Annotated in this window: 9 protein-coding genes and 1 tRNA gene; 7 read left to right on the forward strand and 3 right to left on the reverse strand. The window is 71.0% G+C overall.

The genetic code is table 11. The annotated features are described in order from the left end of the window. Window positions 1-17: 17 nt before the first annotated feature. Both ACGGAQ_RS19220 and htpX read left to right on the forward strand, forming a co-directional pair. Window positions 18-1,496: an NADH-quinone oxidoreductase subunit N gene (locus tag ACGGAQ_RS19220; RefSeq protein ID WP_393051022.1), complete on the forward strand. Its 1,479-nt coding sequence runs from the start codon at window positions 18-20 to the stop codon at window positions 1,494-1,496. Between the two features lie 111 nt (window positions 1,497-1,607). Beyond that, window positions 1,608-2,483, forward strand: coding sequence for a zinc metalloprotease HtpX (gene htpX, locus ACGGAQ_RS19225; RefSeq protein WP_354854345.1), 876 nt, complete (start codon window positions 1,608-1,610; stop codon window positions 2,481-2,483). 67 nt (window positions 2,484-2,550) lie between these two features. Here the strand turns inward: htpX and ACGGAQ_RS19230 are convergent, their stop codons facing one another. After that, window positions 2,551-3,744: an MFS transporter gene (locus tag ACGGAQ_RS19230; RefSeq protein ID WP_393051025.1), complete on the reverse strand. Its 1,194-nt coding sequence runs from the start codon at window positions 3,742-3,744 to the stop codon at window positions 2,551-2,553. After that, window positions 3,744-3,887, reverse strand: coding sequence for a hypothetical protein (locus ACGGAQ_RS19235; RefSeq protein WP_393051028.1), 144 nt, complete (start codon window positions 3,885-3,887; stop codon window positions 3,744-3,746). Before ACGGAQ_RS19235 ends, ACGGAQ_RS19230 begins: the two co-directional genes overlap by 1 nt. 191 nt (window positions 3,888-4,078) lie before the next feature. Between ACGGAQ_RS19235 and ACGGAQ_RS19240 the strand changes: the two genes are divergently transcribed. Further along, window positions 4,079-5,338, forward strand: a complete 1,260-nt coding sequence (locus ACGGAQ_RS19240) for an MFS transporter (RefSeq protein WP_393051031.1) — start codon at window positions 4,079-4,081, stop codon at window positions 5,336-5,338. 191 nt (window positions 5,339-5,529) lie between these two features. Further along, window positions 5,530-6,054 carry a dihydrofolate reductase family protein gene (locus ACGGAQ_RS19245; RefSeq protein WP_393051034.1) on the forward strand — a complete coding sequence of 175 codons (525 nt, stop codon included), beginning with the start codon at window positions 5,530-5,532 and terminating at the stop codon, window positions 6,052-6,054. Between the two features lie 65 nt (window positions 6,055-6,119). Here the strand turns inward: ACGGAQ_RS19245 and ACGGAQ_RS19250 are convergent, their stop codons facing one another. After that, window positions 6,120-6,614 (reverse strand): YajQ family cyclic di-GMP-binding protein, encoded by a 495-nt coding sequence (locus ACGGAQ_RS19250; protein ID WP_393051037.1) that lies wholly within the window; start codon window positions 6,612-6,614, stop codon window positions 6,120-6,122. A gap of 147 nt (window positions 6,615-6,761) precedes the next feature. Here ACGGAQ_RS19250 and ACGGAQ_RS19255 point away from each other — a divergent pair. The 3 genes from ACGGAQ_RS19255 to ACGGAQ_RS19265 all read left to right on the forward strand — a co-directional run bounded on the left by ACGGAQ_RS19255 (window position 6,762) and on the right by ACGGAQ_RS19265 (window position 8,440). After that, a tRNA-Tyr gene (locus ACGGAQ_RS19255) sits at window positions 6,762-6,845 on the forward strand. 841 nt (window positions 6,846-7,686) lie between these two features. Then, window positions 7,687-7,893 carry a hypothetical protein gene (locus tag ACGGAQ_RS19260; RefSeq protein ID WP_393051040.1) on the forward strand — a complete coding sequence of 69 codons (207 nt, stop codon included), beginning with the start codon at window positions 7,687-7,689 and terminating at the stop codon, window positions 7,891-7,893. A gap of 28 nt (window positions 7,894-7,921) precedes the next feature. Beyond that, complete coding sequence (locus ACGGAQ_RS19265) at window positions 7,922-8,440, forward strand: hypothetical protein (protein ID WP_393051043.1); 519 nt, start codon at window positions 7,922-7,924, stop codon at window positions 8,438-8,440. The last annotated feature ends 13 nt before the right edge of the window (window positions 8,441-8,453 follow it).

Consider the following 8,453-nt stretch of genomic DNA (forward strand, 5'->3'; position numbering starts at 1 on the left):
AACGACGGCAGGCCCGGATGAGCGCCGTGCAGAGTGTGGACAACGTGGCGTTGCTGCCGGCGTACCTGGCGGCCGGCACCGCCGTACTCGTGCTGATCATTGATCTTGTGCTGGCGCGGCCGCGGGCCACGGTCGCGGTGGCCGCGCTCGGCGCGCTCGGCACCGCCGTCGGCGCCGCCGTGGTCGGTGCGGGCGGCGAGCGGCGGACGTTCTGCGTCGGCGCCGACTGCTCCTGGGTCTTCGGCGGGCGGGCGGCCCTGGTCGCCGCGGTGGTGGCGCTGCTCACCCTGGGTGTGCTCGGGCTGTCGGTGCCGGCGCTGCGGGCCGGGCGGTCACCAGTGGGGGAGTACGCCTTCCTGCTCGCCTGCTCGATGACCGGCGGTGTGGTCCTCGGCGCGGCCGGCGACCTGATCACCCTGATCGTGGCCCTGGAGACGCTGACCCTGCCGCTGTACGTGCTGGTCGGCCTGCGCCGGGGCAGCCTGGCCAGCGCCGAGGCGGCGGTGACGTTCTTCGTCGTGAGCGTGGTGGCCACCACGATCACCCTGCTCGGCGCCGCGCTGCTGTACGCGGTGACCGGTGCACTGCACCTGGACCGGCTCGGTGCTCTGCTGGCCGAGCGGTCGGAGCTGCGCGACCTGCCGCTGACCACCGCCGCCGTGGCGCTGCTGCTGCTCGGGCTGGCCTTCAAGGTGGCGGCGGTGCCGTTCCACGCCTGGGCGCCGGCCACCTACGACGGTGCTCCGCTGCCGGTGGCCGCGTACCTGTCGACGGCGTCGAAGCTGGGTGGCCTCGTCGCGTTGCTGGCCGTGGTGCAGCGGGCGCTGCCGGCGGACCAGACCGGCCCGGTGCTCGCCCTGCTGGCGGTGCTCACGATGACCGTCGGCAACCTGGTGGCGCTGCGCCAGCGGCGTACCGTCCGGCTGCTCGCCTGGTCCTCGGTGGCGCAGGCCGGTTACATCCTGGCCCCGCTGGGCGCGCTGGCGCTGGCCGCCGGCCGCACGGGCGAGGCGCGGTCCGCCGCGTACGCCGCCGCGGTGGCGTACGCCGTCTTTTTCGTGGTGTTGGAGCTGGCCGCGTTCGCCGGGGTGACCGCCCTGCGCCCGGTGGGTGCGGACGGCGGCACGCTGGACGACCTGCGCGGGGCGGCCCGCCGGCACCCGTGGCGGGGCGCGGCGCTCGGTCTCGCGCTTGTGGGTCTGGCCGGGCTGCCGCCGGGCCTGGCCGGGCTGTTCGCGAAGGTGACGGTGGTCCGGTCGCTGCTGGACGGCGACGCGACCTGGCTGGCGCTGGTGGTGGCGCTGAACGCGGTGATCGGGTTGGCGTACTACCTGCGGGTCACGGCCGCGCTGTGGGCGCCGGCGGCGACATCGGGTGCCACGGCGCCGGCCGTACCGCTGGTGGGTGTGGTGGCGGCGGTGCTGGCGGTGGCCACGGTGGCCGCCGTGGTGCTGGGCTTCGCCCCGCAACTGGTGCTGGATCTGGCCGCCCGCTGACCTGCGACTCCAATCTCAGTGAGTTCTCAGCGTTGAGACGGATGGTTGACGGGTACCGGGTTGTTGAACCGGTCAGCGGATCCCGGCGATCCGTGCACCGAAGGAGAGATCGTGCACCACAACCGTCTGAAGACCGCCGCGCTGCTCGGTCTGCTCACCGCCCTGATCCTCGCGGTGGGCTACTGGTTCGGCGGCAGTGGCGGCCTGGTCATCGCCGTCCTCATCTCACTGGTCATGAACGGCATTTCCTACTTCTACTCCGACAAGCTCGCGCTGCGCTCGATGCGGGCGCAACCGGTCAGCGAGGCGCAGTTCCCCGAGCTGTACCGGATGGTGCGCGAACTGGCGACCGAGGCCCGGCAGCCCATGCCGCGCCTGTACGTCAGCCCGACCGCTCAGCCCAACGCCTTCGCCACCGGGCGTAACCCGCAGCACGCGGCGGTCTGCGTGACCCAGGGCATCACCGAGATCCTGGATTACCGGGAGCTGCGGGGTGTGATCGGCCACGAGCTGTCCCACGTCTACAACCGGGACATCCTGATCTCCAGCGTGGCCGCCGGTCTGGCCGGCATCATCACCTTCCTGGCGAACATCGCCTGGTTCATCCCGCTGGGCGGTGGGGACGACGAGGATTCGCCCAACCCGGCGGTCCTGCTGCTGACCCTGATCCTCGGCCCGATCGCGGCCACCGTGATCCAGTTGGCGATCAGCCGCAGCCGTGAGTTCCAGGCCGACCAGTCGGGCGCCGAGCTGAGCCGGGATCCGCTGGCCCTGGCGAGCGCCCTGCGCAAGATCGACGCCGTGGCCCGGCAACGGCCGCTGCCCGCCCAGGGCACGCTCACCAGCACCGCCCACCTGATGATCGCCAACCCGTTCTCCGGTGGCGCGGTGGCCGCGCTCTTCTCCACCCACCCCAAGATGGAGGACCGGGTCGCCCGGCTGGAGCGGATGGCCGCCAACTCGGGGCCGGTCCAGTTCCAGCGCTGACCCGCTGATTCCCCGTACTCCACCCGCGTTCCCACAGGGACGCGGGTGGAGTCGTTTCCGGGGGTGGTCACTCCGGTGCGGGCAGCCGGTCCGGTCGGATCAGCAGCACGACGGCGAGCAGGACGACGCCCGCCGTCAGGTACGACGCGGCGGGCGAGAACGCGGCGGCCACGCCACCCAGCAGGAAGATGCCGACTCCCGAGGTGACGATGTTGGCCGCCACGATCGTCGCCTCGACCTGCCCCATCCGTTCCGCGGGGGCCAACCGGGCGAACGTGGCCTGCGCGCCGATCAACCAGCCACCACCCGCCCCGATCAACGCGTTGCCCGCCGTCAGCGCCCACAGCGGCGCGTCGATGGCGACCAGGACGCCGGTCAGCACCAGCGCGCCGGCCAGCGCGACCGCGACGGCCACCTGACCAGCCAGCCGACCCAGCCAGCGGGACCGGCTCACCGCCAGGACGAAGACCGCCCCTCCCAGCGCCGAGGCCGCCAGCAGGGCGGGACGCCAGGCCCCACGGGCGAGATCTGGGGCGAGGGTCTCCGGCAGCGCCCCGGACAGCACCGTGGCCAGCGTGAGCAGGGCGACCCCCCGCAGCACGGGATGACCGGCGATGATGCGGATGCCCGCGGTCGCCGGTGGACGACGTCCGCGCACGCGGTGAGGTCGTTCCGGCAGCCCGGCCAGGACGACGGCGGCGACCAGGAACGAGACGAGGTCGATCAGGAGCGCCACCCGGGCGCCGAGCGCCACGGTCAGGCTCGCCCCCGCGAGCAGGCCGACCACCTGACCCGCCTGGTTGGCGAAGGCGCTGAGGCCGAACAGCGGCAGCCGCAGCGGGGCGTCCACCGCCTCGGCGACGACGGCCACGTTGGCGCTCGCGTACGCGGCACGTACCGCCCCGAGCAGGCCGGCCGCCACGATCGCCGGGACCGGCGCGGGGACCGCCGCGGGCACGGCGATCAGCGCGGCACCGGCCACCGACAGCCAGACCAGGAGGGTGCGGCGAGCCGGCACGTCCAGCCAGCCGCTGAAGACGGTGGCGACCAGCAGGGCCGGCAGGGTACGCGCGGCGTAGACCGCCGCCGGGCCGAGGACGGAGTCCGTCTGGTCGTACGCGAGCAGCAGTAGGGCCGCCAGGCCCACGAAGTCGCCCAGCTCGGAGATGCCCCGGGCGATGACCAGGCGGGAGGCGACCGGATGTCGGAACAGTGCCCGGTAGCCGGGGACCGGCGCGAGCTGTTCGTCGGTGTCGGGCATCAGGTGAGCTGGTCCGCTTCCAGTTCGACGGTGTCGGCGGCGCGCGCGTCGGCGTCCAGGAAGGGAATGCTGGCGCCGTACCGGTCGAAGATGTCCAGGTCGCCGTGGAACTGCTTCGACGCCGCCACGGTAGTCCCGCTCATCGGACCTCCTGCCCTGTCATGCGGTGCCGACGTATGGACCTAATTCGATCAGCAACCTACCCCCTTTGTGACTGCTCGGTCAGTCACGGCCACCGCGCTGCTGTGAGCGGATCGACCATCCACGGCCTGACCTCGGCAGTTAGGGTCGACAGGGCTTCTACCCGTTACCTGTCCCGGCGGAGGTGTATCCCGTGGCCGCACTGCGTCAGTACCTGGGTGTCTGGCGGATTCCGGGTGCGCCGATCCTGCTGGTCACCGGCATCATCGGGCGGCTCGGGATCGGCATGACGCCGCTGGCGCTGCTGCTGGTGGTCGAGCAGGTGACCGGCCGGTACGCGCTGGCCGCCGTTGCCGGCGGCATCTACGCCGTCGCCGGCGCCGCGCTCAGCCCGGTGGCCGGGCGGATCGCCGACCGGGTCGGCCCGAGCCCGGTGCTGCTCGTCACCGCCGTGGCCCACCCGCTGGCGCTCACCGGACTGCTGCTGGCCAGCCGCTCGGGCGACGACGCCCTCGCCGCCATCTACCTGACGGCCGGCGTCGCCGGTGCGACGTATCCGCCGCTCACCGCCGCCATCCGTGGCGCCTGGAACGACCTGACCAGCCCCGCCTCCGGCCGGTACGCCCTGCGCAACACCGCCCTGGCCGCGGAGACCTCGCTGTTCGAGATCGTGTTCGTGCTCGGCCCGCTGCTCGTGGCCGGCTTCGTGCTGGTCGCCGACGCGGCCGCCGCGCTGATCGGGGCAGCGGTCGTCACCCTGGTGGGCACCACGGCCGTCGCCCTCGGTCGGGTGATGCGGGGGTGGCGTCCGCACCCGCGCGACCACCACGCTCGTGGGCTCGGCCCGCTGCGCGTCGGCGGTTTTCCAGCCCTGCTGGTCTGCGTGGCCGGGCTGGGCATCGCGTTCGGCGCCGCCGGTGTGATCGTTCCGGCGTACGCCGGCAACGCCACCACCGACGATCCGGAGAGGCTGGCCGGGCTGCTGCTGGCGGTCTGGGGAGTCGGCAGCGCGATCGGCGGCTTCTGGTTCGGCGTGCGCCGGCCGGCGCCGAACATGACCCGCCAGTTCGCCCTGCTGCTCGCCGCGCTGGCCGGCACCTTCGTGGTGTTCGCGGTGATGCCCACGCCACTGGCGCTGGGCGTGGCGCTGGTCGTCGGTGGGGCCACCATCGCGCCGGCGTTGACCCTGGAGAACACCCTGGTCGGTCGGATCGCCCCGGCCGGCATGCTGAACGAGGCGTACACCTGGGTCGTCACGGTTGCCGTGGCGGCGAGCGCCGCCGGCGGCGCGGTGGCCGGCCTGATCGTGGATCACGCCGGGGGAGTGCCGTGGGCCTTCGTCTTCGCCGGGGTGGCGGTGGCCGTCGGGGCCGCGGTCGCCGCGCTGCCCGCCGGGCCCATCGCCCGCGCAGAAGCCTCGGCGGTACGCGCCGAAGAGCCCATCCCCGTCTGACCCCTCACCGGCCGGCTCGGTCCGCTCCGGCCCCGCGCCTTGATCGACTCGGGTTCCTGCAATTCGCGGTGTCCCGTTGACGAGGACGCCCCGATATCCAGAAACCCGAGTCGATCTCAGTGGACATGCCCCCCGATGACTTCTGTGGCCGTCCGGCGTCCACCAGAATGGGCATCGACGAGGGGGGAACCATGGCGAAGCTGCTCTACTCAGCGACCGCGTCGCTCGACGGCTACATCGCAGGCCCCGGCGGGGACATGTCCTGGCTGACCGAACACCTCACGATCGACAACCCGACCGCGGACCGCGTCCTGGCCAACGTCGGCGCGATCCTGGCCGGCAACCGCACCTTCGGCGGCGACGACCCCAACCGAGGGACCGAGAAGGAAGGCGCGTTCGGCGGCCGCTACCACGGACCGGTGTTCGTGCTGACCCACCGGCCGCCGGCCGAGCCCTCGGACGGCATCACGTTCGTCGGCGACCTGCACAGCGCCGTCGAGCAGGCCAAGGAGGCTGCCGGCGACAAGTACGTGAACGTCCTCGGCGCCGACATCGCCCGGCAGTGCGTCCGGGCCGGGCTGCTCGACGAGATCCTGATCTTCTTCGCTCCGGTGCTGCTCGGAGACGGAGTACGGATGTTCGACGACCCGGGCGGCACACAGGTGCGGCTGACGCCCATCCCGGGCGAGACCACGCACTGGTACAGCGTGGGGTGAACCGCTCGGCAACCGTGGCGCCGGCACTCCCACGCCTGCGGGTGCCGGCCCGGCTGCTCGTGCCGCTAGCGGTAGTTGGTGAACTGGAGGGCGACGCCGAAGTCCTCGCCCTTGAGCAGCGAGATGACCGCCTGGAGGTCGTCCCGCTTCTTGCCGGTGACGCGCAGCTGGTCACCCTGGATCTGCGCCTGGACGCCCTTGGGGCCCTCGTCGCGGATCTTCTTGCTGATCGCCTTGGCCTTGTCTGTCTCGATACCCTGGATGATCTTGCAGTCGATCTTGAACACCTTGCCGGACGGGCGCGCCTCGCCGGCGTCCAGCGACTTCAGCGAGATGTTCCGCTTGACCAACTTCTCCTTGAACACGTCCAGCGCGGCGAGGACGCGCTCCTCGGTCTCCGCCTGGAGGCCGATCGCCTCCTCGCCCGACCAGGAGATCTCCGCGCCCGTGCCGCGGAAGTCGAACCGCGTCGCGAGCTCCTTCTCCGCCTGGCGAAGGGCGTTGTCGACCTCCTGGCGGTCGACCTTGCTCACGATGTCGAATGACGGGTTCGCTGGCATGCTTCTGCTCCTGCTGTCCGGCGGTCTGGGCGTGCCGTCGGCCGCCGACCAGCGGCACGACCCCCTGACCGTACCCGGTTGCGTCGGTCCCGGGGCGAGCCGCTATCCTTGCTTCCGCCGCCGCGTTACGACGCGGTGGGGTGCCCTGGCGGGTTGCCCGAGCGGCCAATGGGAGCGGACTGTAAATCCGTCGCGAAAGCTACAGAGGTTCGAATCCTCTACCCGCCACCAGGTGCAGACACGGCCCCTGACCAGCAGAGATGCTGATCGGGGGCCGCTATCATTTGTCCGGCCGAGTCCGGCTGGGTCCAGCCGTTGACGACTGGTTGTGGGCAGATGGTGGGCAGGTCGATCTTGCATCTCAGGGCTAATTTGGGGCTGCGAACGATCGTGCTTCGGGGCCGGCCCGGTGCGAACACGCCTGGAGCGACCTGTTGAGGCTGCCGTGAAGCTCGCCTGGCTGCGGAGGTAGGCCGGGGGCAAGCCAGTCCCGGGGTTGGACTGGCGCGGCAGTCGGAAGCCCTTGCCCTCGGTCAGGTCGACCTGCCGGCTTCCGTGCCGCCTGGCCGTGGTCGTGCTGCGTCTGAATCAGTGGAGTTTGGGGCGGCAGTCCGGCGGCAGTCGGTGGCTCTCCGCCCCGGCGCCGGAGGCGGCGGGGCGGCTTGCCGCCGGCCGGCTCACCGCCCGCGCCGCGCGGAGCGCGGCGCCTTGATCCAAAACAGAGGAAATCGGCAGCAGTGTGAGGGCCAATAGGTGGGGCGAGACATCTCGCTTACAAGCTCTGCGCAGGTCATCCGACGTCCGTCTGTCGGCCTGCGAGAGGGCGGCGCTGGCCCTGGATCCTGCTGCGGCTCTCGCACTGTCGGTCGGCCATCCAGTGGATGACGGTCCTCAGTTGGTCAGTCGGGGAAGCGACGTGTCCGTTGGCAGCGCCACAGCCCGTTTGGCGGATACGTCCCCGGGTAATCGAGGGCCTAAAATTAGGTCTCAACCTTTCGACACGCTGGGTAACGAAGCGAGCACCTTAGGTTGGGCGTTACGCTAGAGTGGCCGACGAGCGAGGGAGTTCCCGATGCCGACGACGACCGCACGAACGGACCACAGCGACGTGCGAGAAGCGACCCCGGAGGAGGGTCGGGAACTCTTCGACCGCCGCGCAAAGAAGCTGCTCGGTATTTCGGGGGCCGAGTTCCTGGCCCGCTGGGACCGCGGCGAGTACATGGATGCCGAGGATCCCAAGGTCAACGCCGTCGCGATCCTCATCCCCTTTGCCCGGTAGGTCGCCGGCCGCTGCGCTGGACGCCTTCATGACGCCGCTGCAGCAGGATGTCTCCTGCTTGTCTGTCAGTGACGTCTTGATCGTCAGCCCCGGCGGTCGGAATGCAACCGGTGAGATAAAGGCGGTCACCCTTGCTGGTGGCCCCATCCTGATTACTGATCACGGGCTTCAACTAGACATCGGTCTGCAATACGACGTTATCCGGACGGAAGATCCAGATTTGGGTCCGTACAAGGTCCGCACCCGCGCCTACGACTACGCCCTGCGAGACGCCGACGACCGCACCCTCGTGTCGTATCACTGGCACCCATTGGGCAGGAGCACGTACGAGGCGCCCCACTTCCATATCCCGCCTACGTGGCCGCGAATCCACTTCCCTTGCGAGCGCACGTCTCTTGAGTCGATCATCAGGTTGTGCATCCAGGAGATCGGAGCCGAGGCGGCCCGCGACGACTGGAACGAGGTGCTCAGCCTCAACGAGGGGAAGTTCAAGTTGTACCGGTCGTGGAATGCGGAACCGGAGCTCGCCAAGGCGCGCGCCTCGTAACCTTGCACCCGCG

The sequence above is a fragment of the Micromonospora sp. NPDC047557 genome, assembly GCF_043205095.1.
Lineage (GTDB): Bacteria > Actinomycetota > Actinomycetes > Mycobacteriales > Micromonosporaceae > Micromonospora.